Origin of the sequence: Sphingomonas piscis, from assembly GCF_011300455.1 — a bacterium.
Taxonomy (GTDB): Bacteria; Pseudomonadota; Alphaproteobacteria; order Sphingomonadales; family Sphingomonadaceae; genus Sphingomicrobium; species Sphingomicrobium piscis.
Genome location: NZ_CP049869.1, coordinates 2,574,976 through 2,598,948 on the forward strand (window position 1 = coordinate 2,574,976; position 23,973 = coordinate 2,598,948).

Below are 23,973 nucleotides of genomic sequence, written 5' to 3' on the forward strand. Positions count from 1 at the left end.
CCTATTTCTTCCGACCGGGCTTCACCTTGGAGGCATAAAGCAAGGCGGCGACGATCGCGGCGGAGCCGATCCCGACCGCGACGCCGGCCTTCATCAGCTTCTGCCGCCGTTCTTCGCCAGGTTTGTCGCTCTCGTCCGTCATGATCTCTCCACTGAAAGGCTTCCCCTTAGTAGAAAGCCGCCATCGGCTTGGGAAGTTCCGGCGTGGTGACGGCGCGGATCAGCGGGCTGAAGCCATTGCACGGCGATCAGGCTGTCGCCGTGGACCCGGGCATTCATGCGGCGCTGTCGGCGTCGGCCGGAACGGGGAAGACTCAAGTCCTGACGGCCCGCGTATTGCGGCTGCTGCTGAGCGGTGTGGCGCCCGAATCCATCCTCTGCCTTACCTTCACCAAGGCCGGTGCGGCGGAGATGGCGAACCGCATTGGCGCGCGTCTGGCGGCTTGGGTCCGCATGCCCGATCCGGTGCTGCGCAAGGAGCTGTATGCAATCGGCGAGGCGAACCACCCGGAGCGGCTGCAACGCGCCCGCAGGCTGTTTGCCAAGGTGCTGGATGCGCCCGGCGGTCTTCGCATCCAGACCATCCACAGCTTCGCGCAAACCCTGCTTGCCAGTTTTCCTGCGGAAGCGGGCATTACACCAGGCTTCCAGCCGATCGAGGGGCGGGCCGAGCAGGAGCTTGCACGGACCACGCTTGCCAACCTTCTCGCCGACGCGGAACGGAGCGGCGACCGGCAGCTGATGGCGGACGTTCAGTGCCTCAGCGTGCGCGTGGGTGAGAAGGGCGCAACCGATTATCTGATGGACTGCGCGCGGGTGCCCGACGTCATGACGGCGCTTGGTCTACCTGAAGACATCGACATGCGTCTTCGGCGAATGATGGGTCTGCCCGAAGGTGATCTAGAAACTGTCCTGCAGAGCGAATGCAGTGACGACCGCTTCAACTGTGAATTGTTGTATCGGCTACTTGAGGCGAACCGGCAGTGGGAAACCGACAGCGGCCGAACCATATGCGAGAATATCGAAGAATGGCTGAATGCCACTCCGAAATCGCGGGCAAGTGGACTGAGTAAACTTGCCACTAAACTCGTGACCAAGGACTTCCGAGCCTTCAAAGTCTCTCCAAAGCAAATCGCCGTGTGCGGTGATTACGAGGAGCTAGTCGAAGAGCTTGCCACAAGACTTGGGCAGCTTGCCTCCATCGAAGCGGCCACTCACTTGGTACGCGATATGGCAGCCGGCTTGCGCTCGGGCCAAGCCTTCGCCCAAGCCTACACGCACGCGAAGCGCGCTGTCGGCGTCGCCGACTTCAACGATTTGATCGCCTGGACCCGACGATTGCTGAAGACGGACGGAATGGGCGACTGGGTCCGCTACAAGCTTGATCGGCGCACCGATCATATTCTGGTGGATGAATCGCAGGACACGAACCGGCAGCAGTGGGAGATCATCGAGGCGCTCGCTGCGGAATATTTCAGCGGGGCGGGCGCCTCCGATCAGCACCGGACCATCTTCATGGTCGGCGACTTCAAGCAGGCGATCTTCGGCTTTCAGGGCACTGATCCTGCGGAGTTCCAAGAGGCGCGCAATTGGGTGAGAAGCCATGCCTCGGCGCTCGCCGAGGCCGCACGCCAAGCAGACCTGCCTGCCTGGGCAGCGCTTGAATTCCGGGACTTGTCGATCGATGCGAGCTTTCGCTCCGCACCCGCGGTAGTGGAGAGCGTCGACGCCGTCATTCGCGAGGTCGGCTATCGGGAAATGGGCCTTCCCGACCCGCCTAATGCCCATGCCGCTTTCTTCCGTGACCGGTCGGGCACCGTTGAACTATGGCCACCTTTCGATCCCGGCGATGATGAGGTCGATGAAGGCGAAGAGGGCTGGCTCGACGAAACGGAGCGCCTCTACGCCAGCAGGATTGCGGAGCAGGTCCGGGACTGGCTGGCCGAGGCGCCGGTGCTGGAATCGACCAAACGGCCGCTGAGCGCCGGGGACATTCTGATCCTGGTACGAAGCCGGGGCGAGCTTGCGTCCTTGATTGTCGCCCGCCTTTTCGAGGAAGGGGTGCCGGTCGCAGGCATCGATCGGCTGCACCTGCAGAAGCCGCTAGCGGTGCAGGATCTGATCGCCGCCGTGGCCTTTGCTGTCCAGCCGCTCGACGATCTAGCGCTTGCCAACCTGCTGGTCTCGCCGCTCATCGGCTGGACCCAGGATCAGCTCCGCGACCTTGCCTTCGGTCGGCAGGGAAGCCTTTGGGCGGAACTGAGGCAGGCCGACCCCGCTTCGCATGTGAACGAAGCGCGCAATCTGCTGTCGCAACTTCTTGCCGCGGCCGACTATACGACGCCGCACCGTTTCCTCGAGACCATCCTGTCAGGCCCCATCGGTGGGCGGCGTAAGCTTTACGCCCGGCTCGGGATGGCCGCGCGCGATCCGATCGAGGAACTGCTTTCGAGCGCACTGGAATTCGAGGCTGGCGAGATTGCCTCGCTGGACAGGTTCTTGGCATGGTTCTCGCGCGGGAATGTCGAGGTCAAACGCGATCCATCGGCCCCCGCCAACGCGGTGCGGGTGATGACCGTTCACGGTTCCAAGGGGCTGGAAGCGCCGTTCGTCCTCATCGCCGATGCGTCCGCAGACCCCGCCAAGCTCGGCGGCGTGTCGCGGACCATCGACCTTCCCGTGCCTGGCGCCGGCAATGCCCCTCTGATCCGTCCGCGAAAGGCAGAGCGCATCTTTCCCTTCGCCGAGATCATGCAGGCCGACGAGGAGCGAGACCTCCAGGAGCATTGGCGATTGCTCTACGTCGGCTTGACCCGGGCCGTGGAGCGGCTGGTGGTCGCTGGCGTGAAGCCGGGCAGGGCACTGGCTGAGAATAGCTGGCACGTGCGTGTAGAGCGCGCGCTCACCTCCCTGGGAGCGGAATGGCAGGAGGACGGGCGTTGGTCGCGGCGGCTCGTCTATCGTGGCGATGTGCCTGCAAAGCGTGTCCGGGAGAGATCGGCGAAGACTGCTCTCCCACCTTTATCGATCCCCAATTGGACGAGCCGTCCGGCGCCGGAGGAAAGCCGCCCACCGCGTCCCCTTGCCCCATCGGCGATGGGGCAAGACCGCGAAGCTGCCCAGCCTCCAAGTGCGGCCATGCGCGCGGCCGCCCGTCGCGGAACCTTGATCCACCAACTTTTCGAGCGGCTGCCCGAGGTAGAGGAAGCGCAGCGGCGGCAGCTGGCCTTGAATTGGCTTAACAGCCACGGAGGGGTGACCGAGGCGGCACTTGCCGAGGAGATCGCGGGACAGGTCTGCGACGTTCTTGGCAATCCCGACTTTGCCGCCCTGTTTGGGCCCGGCTCGCTCGCTGAAGCACCCATTGCAGCCACTCTTTCCGACGGCCGGGTGCTAGCGGGCACGGTCGACCGTCTGTTGATCGAACCTGCGAGGGTGTCGGTCGTCGATTACAAGACCGGGCGTCCGCCCGATTCCGAAGCAGACATCCCGCCGCCACATCGGCGCCAGATGGAAGCTTATGTCGAGGCGCTGCGCATCATCTTTCCGGGCCGAGAGGTTCGTGCCGCGCTGCTCTACACGGCGGCGCCTCGACTGTTCGAACTTGCCGCTTGAGAGGCGCACAACCAGCCCCCATATGCTCGCCAACACTTGCAAGGAGATTGCAGCCATGGGCACCAAGACCGTCACCGACCAGAGCTTCGCCGACGACGTACTGGGCGCTTCGGGTCCCGTTCTCGTCGACTTCTGGGCGGAATGGTGCGGCCCGTGCCGGATGATCGCGCCGGCGCTCGAGGAGATTTCGCGTGATCTGGGTGAGAAGGTCACCATCGCGAAGCTGAACATCGACGAGAACCCGGATACGCCCGGCCGCTATGGCGTCCGCGGTATTCCGACCATGCTGCTGTTCAAGGACGGCCAGCCCGTCGCCCAAAAGGTCGGCGCCGCGCCGCGCAGCCAGATCCAGCAGTGGATCGAAGGCGCCATCTAACCCTCACGCGGCGCCCCTTCCGTTCAATTGACTAAGGCAGGGGTGCTGCCTACATCGCGGCACGCATTCGCCCGCGCGTGCGAGGCATTCCGACGCGCGCCCGGGGTTTAAGGGATTTCCATGTTCGCCGCACTGGCCAAAAACATCTTCGGGTCGTCCAACGACCGCTACGTCCGCAGCCTTCGCAAATATGTCGACGCGATCAACGGCTTCGAGCCGACGGTCGCGGCTCTGACAGATGAGGAACTTCGCGGCCAGACCGACCTGTTTCGTCGTCGTCTGGAAAGCGGCACGAGCCTTGACGACCTCCTGCCGGAGGCGTTCGCTACCGTTCGTGAAGCTGCAAAGCGTACCCTTGGGCAGCGTCACTACGACGTCCAGCTGATTGGCGGCATTGCCCTCCACCGCGGCGAGATCGCAGAGATGCGGACCGGCGAGGGCAAGACCCTTGTCGCGACGCTGGCGACCTACCTCAACGCGCTTCCGGGCAAGGGCGTCCACGTCGTCACCGTCAACGATTACCTCGCCCGTCGCGACGCCGAGTGGATGGGGCAGATCTACCGTTTTCTCGGTCTCACGGTCGGGGTTATCGTCCCGAACCTTTCGGAGCCGCAGCGGCGCGAGGCGTACAACGCCGACATCACTTACGCGACGAACAACGAACTCGGCTTCGACTATCTGCGCGACAATATGAAGTACAGCCGCGACCAGATGGTGCAGCGGGCGTTCAACCACGCGATCGTCGACGAGGTGGATTCAATCCTGATCGACGAAGCGCGCACCCCGCTAATCATCTCGGGCCCAACCGACGATAAGTCGGATCTCTACATTTCGGTCGACGCGGTCGTGAAGACCTTCGCGGCGTCCGACTATGACAAGGATGAGAAGCAGAAGAGCGTCGTCCTTACTGAGGAGGGAACGGAAAAGGCCGAGCGAGCCCTGGAGCAGGCCGGCCTGATCGAGGGCGCCAACCTTTACGACATCAACAACACCCAGGTTGTCCATCACCTCAACCAGGCGCTGAAAGCCAATGTGATGTTCCGCAAGGACATCGATTATATCGTCAAGGACGGGAAGGTCGTCATCATCGACGAATTCACCGGCCGCATGATGGACGGGCGCCGCTGGTCCGACGGTCTTCACCAGGCGGTGGAAGCCAAGGAAGGGGTTCAGATCGAGCCCGAGAATCAGACGCTCGCCTCGATCACGTTCCAGAATTACTTCCGCATGTATCCGAAGCTGTCGGGCATGACGGGCACGGCGCTGACCGAGGCGCCGGAATTCTTCGACATCTACAAGATGAACGTGGTGTCGATTCCCACTCACGTGCCGGTGAAGCGCGTCGACGAGGACGACCAGTTCTACAAGAACATCACGGACAAATATGCCGCCATCGCCAAGCAGGTGAAGGAAAAGCAGGACGCGGGTCAGCCGGTTCTGGTCGGCACGGTCTCAATTGAGAAGTCGGAGATGCTGGGCGAGTTCTTCCAGGCCGAAGGCATTCGCCACTCGGTTCTGAACGCCCGCTTCCACGAGCAGGAAGCGCACATCGTCGCTCAGGCGGGGCGGACGGGGGCGGTGACCATCGCAACCAACATGGCCGGCCGTGGGACCGACATTCAGCTCGGCGGCAATCTCGAGTTCCGAATGCTCGACGAGTTCCCCGACCTCGTCGAGGGTACGCCCGAGTATGAAGCGCAGGCCGAGAAGATCCGGGCCGAGATCGCCGATGAGAAGCAGCGCGTGCTCGACGCCGGCGGTTTGTTCGTGCTCGGGACCGAACGGCACGAAAGCCGCCGCATCGACAATCAGCTCCGTGGGCGCTCCGGTCGCCAGGGCGACCCGGGCTTGTCGCGCTTCTACCTCAGCCTCGACGACGACCTGCTCCGCATCTTCGGACCGGAGACTTTGTTCGCCCGGATGATGAACAAGAATCTGGAGGATGGCGAGGCGATCACGAGCCCGCTCATCTCCAAGGCGATCGAAACCGCGCAAAAGAAGGTCGAAGCCCGCAACTACGACATCCGCAAGCAGGTCGTGGAATATGACGACGTGATGAACGACCAGCGCAAGGTCATTTACGAGCAGCGCTCCGACATCATGGACTCCGACAGCATCGGTGACGTCATCGCCGAAATGCGGTCTGACACGGTAGCATCGATCATTGCGGTCCATTGCCCTGAAGGCACCTATCCCGAACAGTGGGACGTAGCGGGCCTGAAAGACAGCCTCGATTACGTTCTGGGCCTGCAGCCACCGGTCGACGACTGGTTGCAGGAAGAGGCGATCGACCAGGAATTGGTGACCGAACGCGTTCACCAGCTGGCCGAAGCCAAAATGGCCGACAAGCTGCAGGACCTCGATCCGGAACGTTGGGCGGAGGCCGAAAAGAATATCCTGCTTCAGACGCTCGACCACCACTGGAAAGAGCATCTGGCGACGCTCGACGCCCTTCGCGCGGTGATCCACCTGCGCAGTTATGCGCAGAAAAAGCCGATCGACGAATATAAGCACGAGGCGTTTCTGCTGTTTGAACGGCTGCTGGTGTCGATCCGTGAAGAAGTGACGCGGATGCTGATGAATGCGCAGGTCCAGCTCCAGCCGGAGCCGTTCGAGTTGCCCGAGTTCGTAACCCAGCATCTCGACCCGTTCTCGGGTGACGACGATACGGCGGACATCGATCCCGCCACCGGTGCGATCCTGTCGAGCCTGCCCTCATTCGGCATTCCTCAACCGGCCATGCCGACCAGTGAGGGTGAGCCGGTGCCCCCGCCCGCTAGCCGCAACGCGCCATGCCCCTGCGGTTCGGGCCGAAAGTATAAGCATTGCCACGGGCAGATCGCCTGAGCGGCACGAGATGATGATCGACCGGAGCAACCTTCGGCGCGCATACCGGGAGGACGAAGAACAGGTCACGTCGCGGCGCATCGCCGAGGCACGCCTGTCGCCCGAAGCCGCCGCCGAAACACGCGCGACAGCCCGTGCTCTTGTACAGGCGGTGCGCGCCCACAAGCCGGCGGGTATCGATGCCTTCATGCAGGCTTACGATCTGGGCAGCGAGGAAGGCATCGCCTTGATGTGCCTTGCCGAAGCTCTGCTGCGGATCCCCGACGCGCATACCGCCGACGAACTGATCGCCGATAAATTGTCCGGTCCGGATTGGGCGGAGAAGCTTGGCGCTTCCAACTCGGCCTTCGTTAACGCCGCGACTTTCTCGTTGCTGCTGACCGGGCGGGTGCTTGAGGGCGCCAACGATCGCAGTGACAATTGGCGGGCGGTGCTTGGCCGGGCGGTCGGGCGTCTGGGCGAACCGGTGGTCCGTACCGCCGTAAGCCAGGCGATGCGTATTCTCGGGCGGCAGTTCGTGTTCGGCCGTACCATCGACGAGGGGCTGCGCCGGGCGGCACCGGAGCGGGCGCAGGGCATCAGCCACAGCTTCGACATGCTAGGCGAGGCTGCGCGCACCCATGCCGACGCCGCGCGCTATGCCAAGGCATATCACGATGCGCTGGACCGGATCGTGGAGGAAGCCGACGGCGGGTTCGTCCGCTCGCCCGGGATTTCGGTCAAGCTGTCCGCACTTCATCCGCGGTACGAGTGGAGCCATGCCGAGGAAGCGAAAGCGGCGATCCTGCCCGTGCTTCGGGACCTCGCTGCAAAGGCTTCCGCTGCGGACGTCCATCTGACTGTGGACGCCGAGGAAGCCGACCGGCTCGAATTGTCGCTGGACATCATCGAAGCCATTGCCGGAGAGGATAGGCTGTTCGCGAATGGCTGGTCCGGCTTCGGGCTTGCGGTGCAGGCCTACCAGAAGCGCGCCGCGCCACTTTGTGACTGGGTTGCGGCGCTCGCCCGCAAGCACAAGCGGAGGTTGATGGTTCGGCTGGTCAAGGGCGCTTACTGGGACACGGAAATCAAGGCCGCGCAGGTTGCAGGACTAGCCGATTATCCGGTGTTCACACGCAAGGTGGGTACCGACGTGTCCTACATGGCCTGTGCGCGGACGTTGCTTCAGGCGGATGATGCAATCTACCCCGCCTTCGCTACCCACAATGCCGAGACGATCGCCGCCGTGAAAACCTTGGCCGCTGGTCGCTCCTTCGAGTTCCAGCGGCTGCACGGCATGGGTGAAGGGCTTTACGATGAACTGGCGCGGCTGGAGGCGGCGATCGGCGATAAGCGCACGCCGGTGCGCATCTATGCGCCCGTCGGCAGCCACAAGGATCTGCTCGCTTATCTCGTTCGGCGGTTGCTGGAGAATGGCGCCAACAGCAGTTTTGTGAACCGCGTTGCCGACGATCAGATTTCTCTCGATGACCTTGTGAAAGATCCGGTTGCTGAGCTGGAGCGGCTCAGCCCTAGGCGCAATCCCGCCATCCCGCTGCCCCGCGACATCTTCGGTTCCGCACGGCGCAACAGCGTCGGGGTGGACCTTTCCGATCCACTTGTGCGCGACCCGCTGCTGGAGCGTCTCGGCGCACTGGAAAGCCGAACCTGGTCGCAAGGCAATCACCCGGTTGCCAGCCCGCAGAACCGCGGCGCTGTCGTCGGCAGTATTCAGGAAGCAACTGGGGACGCCGTGGATCGCATGGTTCGCGCCGCCCACGCCGCGCAACCGGAGTGGGACTCGCTTGGCGGCGAGGCTCGCGCACGCCTGCTTGATCGAACCGCCGACCTCTTCGAGGAGCATCGCGAGCAGTTCTTCTCCCTTTGCATCCGCGAGGGCGGCAAGACCTTACCCGACGCAGTGCTGGAAGTGCGTGAGGCTGTCGACTTCCTGCGTTTCTACGCTTCCGAGGCCCGGTCCAAATTCACCCGAGCACTTCCGCTTCCGGGCCCGACGGGTGAGCAGAACGAGCTTCGAATGCACGGGCGCGGTGCATTTGTCTGCATCTCGCCCTGGAATTTCCCGCTGGCGATCTTCACCGGGCCGGTCGCGGCCGCCCTCGCGGCCGGCAACAGTGTCATCGCCAAGCCAGCCGAGCAGACGCCGCTGATTGGCGACCTCGCGATAAAGTTGATGCACGAGGCGGGAGTTCCGCAGGATGTGGTGCAACTCGCATTTGGCGATGGTAGCGTTGGTGCCGCCTTGACCGCGCATCCGTTGATCGCCGGTGTGGCTTTCACCGGCTCGACCGAGGTGTCGCGCCTCATCAACCGGAGCTTGGCGGAACGCGACGGGCCGATCGTGCCGTTCATCGCAGAAACCGGTGGGCAGAACGCCATGATCGTCGACAGCTCTGCGCTTCCGGAGCAGGTCACTCGCGACGTCGTCTCCTCCGCCTTTCAGAGCGCTGGCCAGCGCTGCTCAGCACTTCGGGTCCTGTTCGTGCAGGAGGATGTGGCGGACACCATCATAGACATGATCGCCGGAGCCATGAAGGCCCTCACGATCGGCGATCCGGCCGATCTCCGCACCGACGTGGGACCCGTCATCGACGAAGAGGCGAAGCAGGCGCTCGAGGAGCATCTCGACTGGCTTGACGCTAATGCCAAGCGCCTCTGCCGGCTGGAGCTTCCACAGGCAACCGCCGACGCCTGCTTCGTTGCGCCGGCCATGTACGAGATCAGCTCGCTGAAGCAGCTTAACCGCGAGAACTTCGGACCGATCCTGCACGTCGTGCGATTCAAGGCCGATGCGCTGGCCCAGGTGATCGATGACATCAACGCGACTGGGTACGGGCTGACGCTGGGTCTTCAGAGTCGGATCGACACCACCCGTGATTTCGTCGAGCAGCGCGCGCGGGTGGGCAACTTCTACGTCAATCGCAACCAGATCGGCGCCGTGGTCGAAAGCCAGCCGTTCGGGGGTGAAGGCCTATCCGGCACCGGCCCGAAGGCAGGTGGCCCACATTATGTCGCCCGCTTCGCGACTGAGCGGGTCACCTGCATCGACACGACGGCGGCCGGCGGAAATGCCAGCCTGATGGCGGCAATCGAGGGCTGATCGTCCCGCTTCGGGACGAAGCGCCGAACCGACGCTGGAGCATGACGCAAGGCTGTGGTCGGTAAAGGCGCGGGGTGGTCTTTAGCGATACACGAACGCACCTCGCCGGGGCGGCTGAGCGCAAGCTCGGCCGCTTCGTTCGTTCCGGTGCATTCTAGATACTGGCTCCCCGAGTTGGATTCGAACCAACGACCAAGTGATTAACAGTCACCTACTCTACCGCTGAGCTATCGGGGAGCGGTCCTCATCGGACGAACGCGCCTATGACAAAGGGCGCTGCAATTCGCAAGCCTCTAAGTCGCGAACTGCTCCATCGCGATCCGCTCATCGAGGGCATGGTCGGGATCGAACAACAAGGTCAGCGCCCGGCTGCGGTCGAGACGAACGTTGACCTCGGCGACGTCGCGCACCTCATATTGGTCGGCAACGGCCGACACTGGCCTGTTCTCGCCCTCTAGTACCCGGAAGCGGATCTCCGTGTCGTCGGGCAGGATCGCGCCGTTCCAGCGCCGCGGGCGGAATGGGCTGATCGGGGTTAGGGCCAGCATCTTGGCGGCCAGCGGAAGAATCGGGCCACGCGCCGACAGGTTGTAGGCGGTCGAGCCGGCCGGCGTTGCGACCAGCACGCCGTCGCAGGCTAATTCCGGCAGCACCACGCGGCCGTTCACCGAGATCTCGATCTTCGCTGTCTGCCGAGTCTCACGGAGCAGCGAAACTTCGTTGATGGCCGCATGGGTGAAGCTGCTGCCGCTCACCGTCGTTGCACGCATCTCCAGCGGAGCGACACGGACGGGTTTGGCGGCAGCGATCCGGGCGATGAAATCTTCGGTCCGCCATTCATTCATCAGGAAACCTACCGTGCCCTTGTTCATCCCGAATACGGGCCGGCTGACACCGCCTTCGAGCATGGCGTGAAGGGTCTGCAGCATGAAGCCGTCACCGCCAAGGGCGACGATCGTGTCCGTGTCTTCGTCGCCGGCCCATTCGTAAAGCTCGCGAAGCTCCCGCTCCGCCGCCTTGGCCGCCTGCGTGTGCGAGGAAAGGAGCCCAATGCGGGCTCGCCTGATTGCCCCGCGATCCGTGTCCATGCTGGCCTGCGCTCCTGAGGCAAGTTCGGGACGGCTTCATAGAGCGACAGCGAGGCGGCGTCACTGTCCCGTTTCGAGCCGCCCCGAATTGGAGGGTTTCGCCACGCCGAAGTCTCGCCGTAGCTGCGCCATGACCAAGATTACCGAAGCCCTTCGTTGGGGCAAACGCATCTCCGATCAACCGTCCGGAGCGCTTCGGCGCGACCTCTTGCTCGAAGAGGTCATCGCGCGACAGGGCGTGCAGGTCCACTATCAACCGCAGGTCGCGCTTGCGGACGGCACCATCAAGAGCGTCGAGGCACTTGCCCGCTGGGGCGTTGAGCCCAGCGCCGACCGGTTGTTCGCACGAGCGCATGCGAGCGGTCTGACCGAGCGCCTGTCGCGCCTGATGCAGCGCAAGGCACTTCGCGCCGCAGCGACTTGGGAGGGCCCGCTCAAGGGACTTGGGCTCTCCATCAACCTCCTGCCACAGGACATTTGCCGCCCCGGCTATGAGCAGTGGCTGATGGACGAGATGGAGGAGGCTGGGGTCAATCCGCGACGGGTAACGCTGGAGCTGACCGAGAGTGCGCTGCTCGACGATCACCAGCTGGTCGCCGGCAAGCTCGCTGCATTGCGCGAAGTGGGAGTTCGAATCGCAGTCGATGATTTCGGAACGGGCTATGCATCGCTTGCGTACCTCATCCGGCTACCGCTCGATGTCGTGAAGATCGACCGTGTCCTCGTGTCGAACATTGTTCATGGCGAGCGCGACCAGATCGTCATGAAGGCGATGATCCGCCTTGCGCACGACCTTGGCCTGCAGGTGCTGGTCGAGGGCGTCGAGGACGAAGCGCAGCTGCACCTTCTCGCCGAATGGGGCTGCGACCATTACCAGGGCTTTCTCGCCGCGGGCGCGCTCGACGAGTACGAGCTGCGCGGTTTCCTCGCGAACTAGGCCGCTTTCTTTGCCGCCTCGCCGGCGAGTGCGACCCGGGACAGGCCGCGCGCCAGCTGAAGCGCGCCGTTAAGCCGCGCATCCGGCGAGTCCCAATCGCGTGCCACGACCATCTTGCTGTCGGGCCGGAGCTTGGCCGTGCCCTTCAGCCGGTCGACGTACGCCAGCAGGCCAGGCAAGTCCGGGAAGCCGCTGTCGGCGAAGCTGACGACTGCGCCCTTTGGGCCGACGTCGAGCTTGGCAACGCAAGCCTGGCGGCAATGGAGCTTGGTCTCGACGATTTTGAGGAGGTTGCCGGTTTCCTCCGGCAGCGCGCCGAAGCGGTCGATCATCTCGGCTGCGAACTCGTCCACCGCTTGGCGGTCCTCCAGCTCGCCGAGGCGGCGGTAGAGGCCCATCCGCAAATCGAGGTCGGGGACATACGTCTCTGGAATGAGGATCGGTGCGTCTACGCTGATCTGCGGTGAAAAATCCTCCTGCCGCGCCGAACCGCCGGCTTTCACCTCGACGATCGCATCCTCCAGCATCGACTGGTAAAGTTCGAATCCAACCTCCTTGATGTGGCCCGACTGCTCGTCGCCGAGCAGGTTGCCGGCGCCGCGAATGTCGAGATCGTGGCTGGCGAGCTGGAATCCCGCGCCGAGGCTGTCGAGGTTGGCAAGCACCTGCAGGCGCTTCTCCGCCGTTTCCGTAATCTGCCGGTCCGCGGCCGTTGTCATGTAGGCGTAGGCGCGCGTCTTCGATCGACCGACGCGTCCGCGGAGCTGGTAGAGCTGGGCAAGCCCGAAGCGATCGGCGCGGTGGATAATGAGCGTGTTGGCACTCGGAATGTCCAGGCCGCTCTCGACAATGGTGGTCGACAGCAGCACGTCATACTTGCGGTCGTAGAAGGCGCTCATGCGCTCCTCCACCTCGGTTGCGCTCATCTGGCCGTGGGCGGCGACCGCCTTCACCTCCGGCACTTCCTCGCGCAGCCACTCCTCGATGTCGGGCAAGTCGGCGACGCGCGGAACGACGAAGAAGCTCTGTCCGCCGCGATAATGTTCGCGCAGCAGCGCTTCGCGGACCACCACCGGATCCCACGGGGTCACGTAGGTGCGCACCGCTAGCCGGTCGACTGGCGGGGTCTGGATGACGCTGAGCTCGCGAAGGCCGGACATGGCCATCTGCAGCGTGCGTGGGATCGGGGTGGCGGTAAGGGTGAGGACGTGGACGTCTGCCTTCAGCGCCTTCAGCTTTTCCTTGTGAGTGACTCCGAAGCGCTGCTCCTCATCGACGATGACGAGGCCCAACCGCTTGAACTCGAGTCCCTTGGCAAGAAGTGCGTGGGTACCGATGACTATGTCGACGCTTCCGTCCGCCAGGCCTTCCTTGGTCTTCTTGGACTCCGTTGGCGTCACCAGCCGTGACAGGCGGCCGATGTTCATCGGAAAGCCGCGAAAGCGTTCGACAAAGTTGGTGTAATGCTGGCGGGCGAGCAGGGTCGTCGGCGCGATCATCGCCACCTGCTTGCCCGACATCGCCATGACGAAGGCGGCCCGGAGCGCGACCTCCGTCTTCCCGAAGCCGACGTCGCCGCAGACCAGACGGTCCATCGGCTTGCCAGCTTCCAGGTCCGCGAGCACGTCCTCGATCGCGCGTTCCTGGTCGTCCGTCTCCTCATAAGGGAAGCCATTGACGAACTGCGGATAGGCTGAGTCGCGCTCGGCCGCGGGGGCGGGGCGGGTAGCACGCAGGGCCGCGGTCTTGATGAGCTCGCCCGCAATCTCGCGGATCCGCTCCTTCATCTTCGACTTGCGGCGCTGCCAGGCCTCGCCGCCGAGCCGGTCGAGCGCCACGCCCTCGCTCTCGCTGCCGTAGCGGGTCAGAAGCTCGATGTTCTCGACCGGAACATAGAGCTTGTTGCCGCCCGCATATTCGAGCGCGACGCAGTCGTGCGGCACTTTGCTAACGGGGATCTGGGTCAGCCCCTCGTAGCGGCCGATTCCGTGGTCGGCATGGACGACGAGGTCGCCCGGGGTGAGCGTCGCCAGCTCCTGAAGGAAGGCGGCGGCACCCTTGCGCTTCTTGCGGCGGCGGACGAGCCGGTCGCCGAGCATGTCCTGCTCGGTCAGCACCGCCACATCCGGCGTGGTGAAACCATGCTCCAGCGGCAGGACGATCAGCGCCGTGCCGGTCTTAGTGCCCAGCGCCTCCTGCCACCCGTCGACGGGCTTCAGCGACTTGACGTCATGGTCGTCGAGAAGCCCCGCAAGCCGCTCGCGCGCGCCGCGGGTGTAGCTGGCCAGCACGACCTTGCGTCCATCCTTGCGGAGCTTGGCGATGTGCTTGGCGACGGCTTCGTAGACGTTCGCCTGCTGGGCGCGCTCCGGTCCGAAGTCGCGGGCGGGCTGGACGTCGAACGCGATGCTCCGCTCGGACTCCGGCTCGGGAAAGGGGGAGGCGAGATGGATGCGGCGCTCCGCGGCCTCGCCAGTCCACTCGTCCGTGGAAAGGTAGAGTGCCGACGGCTTGAGAGGCCGATAACTGCCCGCGTCGCTGGTCATCGCGCGAGTACGATTATCGAAATAGTCCTGGATCGACTCGCGGCGCGCCTTCAGCGCCCCGTCAGCGCCGCCGTCGCGGACGATGATGTCCTTGTCGCCCAGATGCTCGAAGAAGGTCGAGAGCTTGTCCTCGAGCAGTGGCAGCCAATGCTCCATGCCGGCCATGCGCCGGCCTTCGGACAATGACTGATACAGCGGATCCTCGGTTGCCTGCGCGCCGAACGTCTCGCGATAGCGGGAGCGGAAGCGCTTGATGCTCGCCTCGTCCAACAGGGCTTCGGACGCGGGCATCAGGGTGAAGGCCTGGGCGCGGTCGGTCGAGCGCTGATCCGACGGATCGAAGCGGCGCAGGCTCTCTACCTCGTCCCCGAAGAAATCCAGGCGCAGGGCATCGGACTCACCGGCGGGGAAAAGGTCGATCAGCGACCCGCGCACGGCATATTCCCCAGCCTCCGCCACGGCGTCTGCCCGCTGGTAGCCGAGGTCGTTAAGCAGGCTGATCAGCGCCTCGCGCTCCAGCCGCTCTCCCTCGGCAATCCGGCGGGTAAGCTGGCGAACACGAAACGGCGTCAGCACGCGCTGATTGGCGGCGTTAGCGGTGGCGATCAGCAGCTGCGGGCCGTCCGCCTTGCGCTGGAGGGCGCTCAAGGTTGCGAGTCGCTCGGCCATCACGCGAAGGGCGGGCGAGGCGCGGTCATAAGGTAAGCAGTCCCAGGCGGGGAAGGTCAGCACCTCCACCTCCGGCGCGAACAGGGGCGCCGCGTCGGCAAGGCTCCGCATGGCGCTCTCGTCGGCAGCGATGACGACCGCGCGGCCCTTACCGGAACCATGCGCGGCGCGCGCCAGATCGGTTGCGAGCCAGGGAAGATAGCCGGCCGGCACGCCCGATAGGGTCAGCGCCGACTTGGCGTTCAGAATTTTCTGGAGATCAGCCACCAACCACCATTTAGGAGAAACACGCCCGGAAACAGGCACAGGCGCGGACAAAGCCGCTCAACCCGAACGGCGAAATAGGGTCAGAGTTTCACTTGGCAACCTTGATGTAGTCCAACGCCCGTAAGCCCGGCAGCAGGGGGCATAGATGGCGGGCGGATCGCCCTTGCCGAGCGCCCAGGCCATGATGTCGACGTCCTGCTCTTCCAACAGCCGGGCGAACAGCGTGCGCTCCTTCTCGGACCAGCTCTCGCAATGAGCGTCGAAATACCCCCGACCATGATGTCGGCTTCCTTCGTGCCGCGATGATGCGCGCGCCAGTGCAGGCGCTTGAGGTCCGGGTCGGTCAGCATGGGGGCGGTTTAACGGCATTCGTTGGTCATTGCGAGCTTAGCGCGGCTATCCAGCAGCGGATGGATTGCTTCGTCACTGCGTTCCTCGCAATGATTGAGGTGCATGCGCCCCGAGATCCTCAATCCCCTGTTTGCCGAGGTGGAATCGCTGAAGGGCGTGGGACCGCAACTCGCCAAGGCGCTGGCGCGGCTGAAGCTGACGCGGACAATCGACTTGCTCTTCCACCTGCCGACGGGCGTGATCGAGCGGATCGCCGCCCCTGCCGCCAGCGGGGCGTTGCTTGGACGGATGGTCATCCTGGAGGTAACGCCCTTCGACTTCCGCCAACCTCGCTCCGGGCGCGGACCGACGCGGGTGCCTGCCTCGGATGCCGATGGCAACACGATCACGCTCGTCTATTTCAACAATCCCGGCTGGGCGAAGAAGCAACTTCCGCTGGGCGAGAAGCGCATCGTCTCGGGCAAGCTCGAGGCCTATGGCGACGAATGGCAGATCATTCATCCCGACGTCGCGGAGCCGGATAAGGCCGAAGCGTTGCCGCTGCGGGAGCCGGTCTATCCGCTGACCGAAGGGCTGACGAACCGGCGCACGGGCGAGCTTACCGCAGCGTCCCTGGAGCGTGCCCCGGCGCTGCCCGAGTGGATCGAGCCGGGGCTGCTGCAGCGCGAAGGCTGGTCGGCCTGGCGCCAGTCGCTGGCCGAGGCGCACCGCGATCCCGCCGCTTTCTCGCGCCGCCGCCTCGCCTATGACGAAGTCTTCGCCAACCAGTTGGCCCTGATGCTTCTGCGGCAATCTTCGCGGCGGAAGCGGGGCCTGCCGTTGGCGGGGACGGGCGAACTGATCGGTCGCCTCAAGTTACCCTATGCGCTCACCGGCGCCCAGCAGCGGGTCTCCGAGGAAATTCGGGGCGACATGGCGCAGGAGACTCCCATGCTTCGGCTGGTGCAGGGCGATGTGGGCTCGGGCAAAACCCTGGTCGCCCTGCTGGCGATGCTAACGGCGGTGGAGAGCGGGGCGCAGGCCGCCTTTCTCGCGCCGACCGAGATATTGGCGCGGCAGCATCATGCGACCTTGTTGAAGCAGCTCGACAGCATCGGCGTGCGCGTCGCCATTCTCACTGGCCGCGAGAAAGGACGGGCGCGGGACAGCGTTCTGATGGGACTTGCCGACGGCTCTGTGGACATCCTCGTTGGCACCCACGCCATTTTCCAGGAAAAGGTCGCCTACCGGAACCTCGGGCTTGCCATTATAGACGAGCAGCACCGTTTCGGCGTGTCTCAGCGCCTGCTCCTCGCTTCCAAGGCCGAGCGGCCGCCGCACCTGCTGGTGATGACAGCGACGCCGATTCCGCGCACGCTGACGCTCACCCAATATGGCGAGATGGACGTCAGCCGCATTGACGAAATGCCGCCGGGCCGTTCGCCGAACGAGACTCGTGTGATCAGCGAGGAACGGCTGGGCGACGTGATCGACGGACTCGGGCGGCACATCGACGCGGGTGGGCAGGCTTATTGGGTGTGCCCGCTTGTGGAAGAAAGCGAGAAGAGCGACGCGGCTGCCGCGGAGGAGCGGGCACGGTTGCTGAAGTCGCGGTTCGGCGATCGCATTGGGCTGGTGCATGGGCGCATGAAGGGGCCGGAGAAAGATGTGGTGATGGCGGAGTTTGCCGCCAACCGCTTGTCCGTGCTTGTGGCGACCACCGTGATCGAAGTCGGCGTCGATGTGCCCAACGCGACCTTGATGATCGTCGAAGGCGCGGAGCGCTTCGGGCTGGCCCAGCTACACCAGCTTCGGGGGCGGGTAGGGCGGGGGGAGGGGAAGAGCGTCTGCCTGTTGATCCGGGGACAGCAACTCAGCGGGACGGGCCGCGCCCGTTTGGCACTGATGCGCGAGAGCAATGACGGTTTCCGCATTGCTGAAGAAGACCTTCGCCTGCGCGGTCCCGGCGAAATCCTTGGTACCCGCCAGTCGGGCGACGAGGCGTTCCGGGTCGCCACTGCCGAGGACGTCGCCGAACTGGCGCCAATCGCCCAATCGGACGCACGGCTGCTGCTGGACCGGGACGGCGGCCTGTCCGGGCCGCGCGGCGAGGCGGCAAGGACTTGCCTTTACCTGTTCGAGCGTGATCAGGCGATCGCACTCATCCGCTCGGGATAAGGATTGATCATGCCGCTCGCCACGTTTTTCCCCATCGTGCTGATGTTCGTTGCGGGTGGCCTGGTCGCCGTCCAGGCGCCGACGAATTCGATGATCGCCAAGGCTGGCGGATCGCCGGTGCTTGCCGCGCTCGTGTCCTTCGCGGTGGGCACGGCAGCGCTGCTGGCCGTCTGGCTGGGCAGTGGCACTCGCCCGGCGCCGACCTCCTTTGCGGGGCTGCCGACCTATGCCTGGTTCGGCGGACTATACGGCGCGGTCTATGTTGCGGCCGCCGCCTTCGCCGCGCCCAAGATCGGCCTCGCCGCCCTGCTGACCATCGCGATCGCCGGGCAGATCACCATGGCGCTGTTGCTCGATCATTATGGCGCGCTCGGGCTCGCGAGGGCGCCGATCAATTTCGGCCGGGTGGCGGGTGCCGTCCTGGTCGTCGCGGGTGTGTTGCTGGTTCGCCGAAGTTAGCGGGTCAGCAGGCCGTGTTTCTTGCGGCCGAGGCTGATCTTGCCTTCGCCCATCGTTCTCGCAGGGTCGGTGACGACCTCATCGTTGAAACGCACCGCCCCTTCATCGACCTTGCGCCGCGCTTCCTTGTTCGAGCCTGCAAAGCCCAGCGCCGTCAGAGCCTGAACGACGGTCATCCCTTCGCTTAGCGCCACGCTCGGCAAATCCTCACCTGCGCCGCCCTGCTCAAACGTCGTGCGCGCCGTTTCCTGCGCCGCTTGCGCCGCATCGCGACCATGGAGCATCGCCGTCGCCTCGGTTGCAAGCACGACCTTGGCGCTGTTGATCTCGGCCCCTTGCAGCGCCTCCAACCGAGCTACCTCGTTCAGCGGCAGATCGGTGAACAGCCGCAGAAAGCGGCCCACATCGGCGTCCGCCGTGTTCCGCCAGAACTGCCAGTAATCGTAGGCGGGCAGCTGGTCCTCGTTCAGCCAGACGGCGCCATTCATCGTCTTGCCCATCTTGCCGCCGTCCGCGGTGGTGATCAGCGGCGTGGTGACGCCGTAGACCTCAGTCCCGTCCACCCGGCGCGACAGCTCGACGCCGTTGATGATGTTGCCCCACTGATCCGACCCGCCCATCTGCAGCCGGCAGTTTGCGCGGCGGGAAAGCTCCAAGAAGTCATAGGCCTGGAGGATCATATAGTTGAACTCGAGAAAGCTCAGCGACTGCTCGCGGTCGAGGCGCAGCTTGACGCTGTCAAAGCTCAGCATCCGGTTGACGGAGAAATGCTGGCCGATGTCCCGGAGGAATGGGATATATTCGAGTCGATCGAGCCATTCTGCATTGTCGAGCATGATTGCGTCGGTCGGCCCGTCGCCGAAGGTCAGGAAGCGGCTGAACACCCGCTTGATTGAGGTGACATTGGCCTTGATCGTATCGTCGTTGGTAAGCTTGCGGGCCTCGTCCTTGAAGCTCGGATCGCCGATCTTGCCCGTGCCGCCGCCCATCAAAACGATCGGCTTGTGCCCGGATTGCTGAAGCCGGCGAAGCAGCATGATCTGCACCAGGCTGCCGACATGGAGGCTCGGCGCCGTCGGGTCAAAGCCGATATAACCGGTGACGATTTCCTTGCCTGCAAGGGCGTCGAGCGCCGCCGGATCGGTCACCTGGTGAATATAGCCGCGCTCGTCGAGCAGGCGTAGAAGCGAAGAAGTGTAAGTCATGTCGGCCAAGGCGATTAGACGCCGCAAGTCATTCCCTCAACCGTCCGGAGTGGTGGTCCAATGCTGCAGCTCAACCTGATCCCGCATCCCGCCACGCCGCCTTCCGGTGCACCATTCAAGGTCTGGGCAAGCGTCGACCATGCCGCCTCTCTGGCGGCTGTGGCGACCACTAACATCTGGTTCGGTATCGGAGCGCCTGCGAGCCGCTTCCTGATCGCAGAGCCAGGCGAGCCCGAGCGAGCCGACGAGTTGTGGCGCACCACGTGCTGCGAAGCATTTGTCCGGCCGCTTGGCGAGGACGCGTATGCGGAATGGAACTTCGCCCCTTCAGCCAAGTGGGCGTCCTACGCCTTCTCCGGCTATCGCACTGGAATGACCAATGCCGAGGTCGATAATCCCCCGTACATCCGGGTGGAGGACAATCTCACCTGGTGGGCGTTGGGGGCCACCATCACCCTCAATGCCGACATCAACTGGGAATTGGGCCTTTCCGTCGTGCTCGAAGAAGGGGACGGCACCAAGTCCTATTGGGCGCTGGCGCATCCATCGCCTCAGCCGGACTTCCACAACCCCGGTTGCTTCATGGCGCGGCTCGCCTAGACAGCCGACATGACCCTGTTCGGAATCGACCGGCTGCTTGCCGAGCCGGAACTTCGCCGTCCCCTGGAGGGCAAGCGCGTCGCTCTCCTCGCGCACCCTGCGTCGGTTACCCGGGATCTGACCCATAGTCTGGACGCGCTCGCGGCAGCGGGCGTGAACCTCAGCGCAGCGTTCGGCCCGCAACACGGGCTTCGGGGCGACAAGCAAGACAATATGGTGGAGTCCGAGGATTTCACCGACCCGCTGCACAACATTCCGGTATTCAGCCTCTACGGCGAGGTCCGCCGACCAACCGGGGAGTCGATGGAGACGTTCGACGTCATCCTCATCGATCTGCAGGACCTCGGCTGCCGCATCTACACCTTCATCACGACCCTGCTCTACATCCTTGAAGCGGCAGCCGTGCATGGCAAGGGCGTGTGGGTGCTAGACCGACCCAATCCGGCAGGACGGCCAATCGAGGGTTTCACCCTTCACGAGGGCTGGGAAAGCTTCGTCGGCGCCGGACCGATCCCCATGAGGCACGGCCTCACCCTGGGCGAGCTCGGCCGCTGGTTCGTCGATCACTTCCGGCTCGACGTCGACTATCGGGTCATCGAGATGCAGGGTTGGACACCCGAGCACGGGCCCGGCTTCGGCTGGCCCGAGAATCGTGTGTGGATCAATCCAAGCCCGAACGCCGCCAATCTCAACATGGCACGCGCCTACGCAGGCACGGTCATGCTGGAGGGCACGACGCTGAGCGAAGGCAGGGGCACCACCCGGCCGCTCGAACTGTTCGGCGCTCCCGACATTGATCCTCACGCGGTACTGAAGGAAATGGGCCGCATCGCCCCGCAATGGCTGGAAGGCTGCAAGCTTCGCGAGGTCCATTTCGAACCCACCTTCCACAAGCATGTTGGGCAACTATGTGCAGGATTGCATATCCATGCGGAAGGTGGCTGGTACGACCATCAGACGTTCAAGCCCTGGCGCCTGCAGACGGCAGCCTTCAAGGCCATCCGTAACCTGTGCCCCAACTATTCTTTGTGGCGCGATTTCCCGTACGAATATGAGTTCGGAAAGCTGGCGATCGACGTGATCAACGGCTCACCGCTGCTGCGCGAGTGGGTGGACGACATCACATCCGTCGCTGGGGACCTGGAGCAGGCGGCATCGGCCGATGAGGAGGCCTGGGCGGACGAGAGCCGCCGTTATCGCCTCTACTGATAAGAGCTAGAAGTCGCCGCGGGCACTGGCGCGCGCTTCAAGCAGGTCGAACAAGGCGCGATGCTGCAAAAGCAGCTGCTCGGCCCCGAAGCTAACGGCTCGCTGCGCTGCAGCCGTGTCGATGCAATCGGCAATGACTTGGCGCACCGACCCTTCGTCGGGCATGGACGGCGGCGGACAATCGACCCCGGCACGTGCCGCAGCCCGGTCGAGCAAGCGACGGATCGGCCACCAGTCGCCGACCATTGCGGTCGCTGCTCCAAGCGCGCAGCCCGGCCGCTCCGACATCGCCAGCGTCTCCAACGCCCGCCGCTGCCCGGCCATGCTGCTTTCCGTTTCGGCGGCGCCTGGGGTGCTTGGAACCGGCCCGACCGAAGCAGTCAGCCGCACCAGATAGTTGCGCTCCCGCTCGAAAGCGTCGGCGGCACGGCCCAGCCAGGATTGCAGCGGGCCGGCAGACTCGCGTTGCAGCGCCAGGTCGAACATGCCGGGATGACGGCCGTGAAGGCTGCACATCAGATGGACGGCATCGGACAGATCGCGCGCCAGGTTGGGGCCCGACGCTTCCAAGAGGAAGGATAGGTGCGGGTGACGCGCGCAGCCGTCATTGTGCACACGGGCAAGCTGGGCCTCCGCAATGCTGAGTTGCGGACGGTCTGCTGACCGGTTTAGCGCCATTCCCTGTCCCTCGCTTCCGTTTCGTGCCGGCATTCACTGCCGTCACTTTCTAAAGCGTGACCGTAAAGACGAGGTTTATGCCGTCTTAGGCTCTTGGTCAGATAGGTAAATGCCGGAGCGCGGGGCGGAATCAACCTAGGCCGCTAGGGGAACCTGGACCTCCAGAGCTTCTGGCGCGACCGGCGGCAAGGGAGCCGAAGGAGCCTGCGGCGCTTCAGGAGCTTCCGGAGCGCGCGGAGCGAGGCTGTTCAAATCTTGCGAGGAACGCACCGGATAGATCCAGCGCGACACTGCAACCGGAACGCCCAATGCAAGGTAGATTGCCGCAACCCCGACGGGGTTGAAGAAGAATCCGCCGGAAAGCGCGAGGCGGAGCCAGTTGGGATGGAAGCCGAAATCACGGCCAATCGCCTCGCAGACGCCCAGAACGGTGTCGTTGCGGAGAATGAGGTTCTGGCTTTGCATCTGTTATTCCCTTTTAGGTGCGGCCAACCGGCCCGAGTTCGATGCAAAGGATTAAGCAAGCGTCGTGCCAATTTGCTAATGCACTGCAATCAAAGGTTTTTTCTTGCAGGTGCCCTTGGGCAGCGGGCGACAACGTTAGCGGATCATGCGAACAGGTTGGGAATATCCGCCAACCGCATCATCGGATCAGCCCGGCAGTTCTCAGCGCACCCTCGATCGTTCCTTCGATGAAGTCGCCCAGGTCGTTCCTTTGATGATCGGCGTCGGGCGAGGGCGTTGTCGGTGCATGCGAGGAACGATCGGCCTTGCGGCGCTTCGGCACAATGCCCCAGAACTCGCTGATCAGATATGTCGAGGAAATTCCGGCATCGAGCATGTGCGGGCCAGACCGCTCTGAAAGGCTAGCATCCGATGGATCCAAGGGCGTCCCGTGACCAAGGCCACCGATGAGATACTCCTCGATGACAAGCCGACCATCGGCATCGCGCCAGCGTCGGCGCCGATGGCTGCCGATAGTCTTGGTCTCTCCAGGGCCGGCCAGATGATGCAACCCTTTCCATTGTTCGATCAAGGCGTCGGCGTTCGCCGGGGCCACCGTGTGGTCGGCAGTCCCGTGCCACACGGAGAGTCGCGGCACCGGGGCCGCGTTGCCGCCGGCGGCACGGGCGATTGCGGATAGCTTATCGCCGCTCGGAAGGTCGTGACCGCGCATCAGGTCGAAGGCTTGGGGAACGTTGGTCGCAACGCCGTAGGGCAGGCCCGCGATCACCGCGCCGGCCGCGAACAGGTCCGGGTAGGTCGCGAGCACGACGGCCGCCATGGCGCCGCCGGCCGACAGCCCGGTCACATAGATGCGGGCTGAATCCAGGCGGTGCCGGGCGATCATGGTCTCGACCATGTTGCGAATGGATAGGGCTTCGCCATGACCCCTCGTGGCGTCTCCCTGAAGGAACCAGTTGAAGCATAGGTTCGGATTATTGGCCTGCTTCTGCTCAGGATAAAGAAGCGCAAAGCCGAAGCGGTCCGCCAGCCGCGACCATCCGGCGCTTTCGTCATAGGCGCCTGCGGTCTGCGTGCAGCCATGAAGGACTACAACGAGCGGCGCCCCACTGGGAAGATCAGCCGGGACATACTCCCACGCCCTTAGATTGCCCGGGTTGGAGCCGAACTTCGGAAGCCGCGACAAATGATGCGGCACATCGGTGCCCTGGAGGCCGCCAAGCCGCTTCATGCGGGTAAGTCGAGCCACGGTGTCGTTGAGGTTTCGCATCGGTGCAAACTCCAGAACTGCTACAGCCTGTGTTTGCTGCACTGCACAATATGCCGCGTAGGCGCGCAAATTCAATGGATTAAGCGGTTCATCGTGATTGCGTTCTTTGCACCTGAAGCGCCGGACAGACACCC

16 protein-coding genes, 1 tRNA gene and 1 pseudogene are annotated in these 23,973 nt (G+C 64.1%); 9 read left to right on the forward strand and 9 right to left on the reverse strand.

The annotated features are described in order from the left end of the window. Position 1: 1 nt before the first annotated feature. Positions 2 to 142 (reverse strand): hypothetical protein, encoded by a 141-nt coding sequence (locus G7077_RS13120; protein WP_166409936.1) that lies wholly within the window; start codon positions 140 to 142, stop codon positions 2 to 4. A gap of 47 nt (positions 143 to 189) precedes the next feature. Here G7077_RS13120 and addA point away from each other — a divergent pair, with 47 nt between their 5' ends. From addA to putA, 4 genes are all read left to right on the forward strand, one after another. Further along, a complete protein-coding gene (gene addA / locus G7077_RS13125) occupies positions 190 to 3,615 on the forward strand; it encodes a double-strand break repair helicase AddA (protein ID WP_246167224.1) in 3,426 nt (1,141 codons plus the stop codon). Between the two features lie 55 nt (positions 3,616 to 3,670). Beyond that, positions 3,671 to 3,991 (forward strand): thioredoxin, encoded by a 321-nt coding sequence (gene trxA, locus G7077_RS13130; protein ID WP_166412093.1) that lies wholly within the window; start codon positions 3,671 to 3,673, stop codon positions 3,989 to 3,991. Between the two features lie 120 nt (positions 3,992 to 4,111). After that, positions 4,112 to 6,838 (forward strand): preprotein translocase subunit SecA, encoded by a 2,727-nt coding sequence (secA, locus tag G7077_RS13135; RefSeq protein WP_166412094.1) that lies wholly within the window; start codon positions 4,112 to 4,114, stop codon positions 6,836 to 6,838. 10 nt (positions 6,839 to 6,848) lie between these two features. After that, positions 6,849 to 9,938 carry a bifunctional proline dehydrogenase/L-glutamate gamma-semialdehyde dehydrogenase PutA gene (gene putA, locus G7077_RS13140; RefSeq protein ID WP_166412095.1) on the forward strand — a complete coding sequence of 1,030 codons (3,090 nt, stop codon included), beginning with the start codon at positions 6,849 to 6,851 and terminating at the stop codon, positions 9,936 to 9,938. 162 nt (positions 9,939 to 10,100) lie between these two features. On the opposite strand, the gene G7077_RS13145 is transcribed toward putA, so the two are convergent. Next, positions 10,101 to 10,175, reverse strand: a tRNA-Asn gene (locus G7077_RS13145). Positions 10,176 to 10,231: 56 nt separating this feature from the next. After that, the gene (locus G7077_RS13150) at positions 10,232 to 11,026 is read right to left on the reverse strand and encodes an NAD kinase (RefSeq protein ID WP_166412096.1); all 795 of its coding nucleotides are present in this window, start codon (positions 11,024 to 11,026) and stop codon (positions 10,232 to 10,234) included. A gap of 130 nt (positions 11,027 to 11,156) precedes the next feature. On the opposite strand from G7077_RS13150, the gene G7077_RS13155 reads away from it, so the two are divergent. Then, positions 11,157 to 11,963 carry an EAL domain-containing protein gene (locus tag G7077_RS13155; RefSeq protein ID WP_166412097.1) on the forward strand — a complete coding sequence of 269 codons (807 nt, stop codon included), beginning with the start codon at positions 11,157 to 11,159 and terminating at the stop codon, positions 11,961 to 11,963. On the opposite strand, the gene mfd is transcribed toward G7077_RS13155, so the two are convergent. Further along, the gene (gene mfd / locus G7077_RS13160) at positions 11,960 to 15,445 is read right to left on the reverse strand and encodes a transcription-repair coupling factor (protein ID WP_166412098.1); all 3,486 of its coding nucleotides are present in this window, start codon (positions 15,443 to 15,445) and stop codon (positions 11,960 to 11,962) included. The two genes, G7077_RS13155 and mfd, sit on opposite strands and share 4 nt — an antisense overlap. A gap of 88 nt (positions 15,446 to 15,533) precedes the next feature. Continuing rightward, positions 15,534 to 15,795 (reverse strand): annotated as a pseudogene (locus G7077_RS14635) (FAD assembly factor SdhE). Positions 15,796 to 15,898: 103 nt separating this feature from the next. Between G7077_RS14635 and recG the strand changes: the two are divergent. Further along, a complete protein-coding gene (gene recG, locus G7077_RS13170) occupies positions 15,899 to 17,953 on the forward strand; it encodes an ATP-dependent DNA helicase RecG (protein WP_166412099.1) in 2,055 nt (684 codons plus the stop codon). Between the two features lie 9 nt (positions 17,954 to 17,962). Next, positions 17,963 to 18,412, forward strand: coding sequence for a DMT family transporter (locus G7077_RS13175; RefSeq protein ID WP_166412100.1), 450 nt, complete (start codon positions 17,963 to 17,965; stop codon positions 18,410 to 18,412). Here G7077_RS13175 and tyrS read toward each other — a convergent pair. Beyond that, complete coding sequence (gene tyrS, locus G7077_RS13180; protein WP_166412101.1) at positions 18,409 to 19,617, reverse strand: tyrosine--tRNA ligase; 1,209 nt, start codon at positions 19,615 to 19,617, stop codon at positions 18,409 to 18,411. The two genes, G7077_RS13175 and tyrS, sit on opposite strands and share 4 nt — an antisense overlap. A 60-nt stretch (positions 19,618 to 19,677) precedes the next feature. Between tyrS and G7077_RS13185 the strand changes: the two genes are divergently transcribed. Then, positions 19,678 to 20,217: a DOMON-like domain-containing protein gene (locus G7077_RS13185; protein ID WP_166412102.1), complete on the forward strand. Its 540-nt coding sequence runs from the start codon at positions 19,678 to 19,680 to the stop codon at positions 20,215 to 20,217. 9 nt (positions 20,218 to 20,226) lie between these two features. Continuing rightward, positions 20,227 to 21,426, forward strand: coding sequence for an exo-beta-N-acetylmuramidase NamZ family protein (locus G7077_RS13190; protein ID WP_166412103.1), 1,200 nt, complete (start codon positions 20,227 to 20,229; stop codon positions 21,424 to 21,426). A gap of 6 nt (positions 21,427 to 21,432) precedes the next feature. On the opposite strand, the gene G7077_RS13195 is transcribed toward G7077_RS13190, so the two are convergent. The 3 genes from G7077_RS13195 to G7077_RS13205 form a co-directional block, all read right to left on the reverse strand. Further along, positions 21,433 to 22,137: a DUF6975 family protein gene (locus tag G7077_RS13195; protein ID WP_166412104.1), complete on the reverse strand. Its 705-nt coding sequence runs from the start codon at positions 22,135 to 22,137 to the stop codon at positions 21,433 to 21,435. Between the two features lie 102 nt (positions 22,138 to 22,239). Continuing rightward, positions 22,240 to 22,569, reverse strand: coding sequence for a PspC domain-containing protein (locus G7077_RS13200; RefSeq protein ID WP_166412105.1), 330 nt, complete (start codon positions 22,567 to 22,569; stop codon positions 22,240 to 22,242). 178 nt (positions 22,570 to 22,747) lie between these two features. After that, positions 22,748 to 23,839, reverse strand: coding sequence for an extracellular catalytic domain type 1 short-chain-length polyhydroxyalkanoate depolymerase (locus G7077_RS13205; RefSeq protein WP_166412106.1), 1,092 nt, complete (start codon positions 23,837 to 23,839; stop codon positions 22,748 to 22,750). Positions 23,840 to 23,973: the final 134 nt, after the last annotated feature.